The organism is Azospirillum mesophilum, from assembly GCF_053470405.2.
Map to the genome: position 1 here is coordinate 1 of NZ_JBPXMQ020000116.1, position 1,023 is coordinate 1,023.

The window sequence follows — 1,023 nt, forward strand, 5'->3', positions numbered from 1 at the left end:
CTAGGGCGGTCGGCGTGCGCCCGTCTGCCTCCAGCGTGCCGGCGGGCTTGGTCCGCGCAAGGCCCTTCCGTCCCGCCCCTTGGGGCGGGTCCCTCGGGAAGAACCTTGCCCGTTCCCTCGCGCGCCGGCGTGGCGGATGGCAGGCCGGGACGGCGGGATGGCCGGTCTTCCGCCGAACAACGGGATGGCAGGATTGGACATCAGCTCACCGTCCGGTCGGCCGGCGGGTTGATCCACACGGCGGCGGGCGGCGCGGGCGCTTCGGGCGGCTTGCGCACGAAACGCTCAGGATGGCGGCGGTGCCCCTCATCGAGCACCGCCTGCCGGGCGCCGCGGATCGCCCCCGTGTCGGCGTAGTGGACCTGGTACGGCGTCATCAGCGCCAGCCCGGAGTGGCGGTGCTCGGTGTTGTACCAGGCGAAGAAGGCGCGGCAGAACGCCCGGGCGTCCTGGATCGAGCCGAAACGCTCGGGGAAGTCGCGGTGGTACTTCAGCGTCTTGAACTGGGCCTCGGAGAAAGGGTTGTCGTTGGACTGCTGGGGCCGGCTGTGGCTGCGCGTCACGCCGAGGTCGGCCAGCAGCTCGACCACCGCCTTCGCCGTCATCGCCGCGCCGCGGTCGGCGTGCAGCGTCAGCCGGTCGCGGGCGATGGCGTGCTTGCGCACGGTCTGGCGGATCAGCCGCTCGGCCAAAGCCGCACTCTCCCGGTAGGCCACCGTCCAACCGACCACGGCGCGGCTGAAAATGTCGAGGATGACGTACAGGCACAGCCACGTGCCCTTGACCGGCCCCTTCAGCTTGGTGATGTCCCAGCTCCACACCTGGTTGGGGCCGGTGGCCAGCAACTCGGGCTTCGTGTAGGCCGGGTGCCGACGCAGCTGACGGCGTTCGCGCCCCTCGTCGTTGCCGGCGAGCAGGCGGTACATGGTGCGCACCGAGCACAGGTACTGCCCCTCGTCGAGCAGCGTGGCGTAGACCTGGGCCGGGGCGGCATCGACGAAGCGCTCGCCATGCAGCAGGTCA

The 1,023-nt window shown here is 71.2% G+C and carries 1 protein-coding gene; it reads right to left on the bottom strand.

All coding sequences use genetic code 11. The features are described from left to right. Positions 1-200: 200 nt before the first annotated feature. Positions 201-1,023, bottom strand: an 823-nt coding sequence (locus tag ACSVC7_RS32675; protein ID WP_483509178.1) for an IS3 family transposase, incomplete at its 5' end; no start/stop codon positions are given.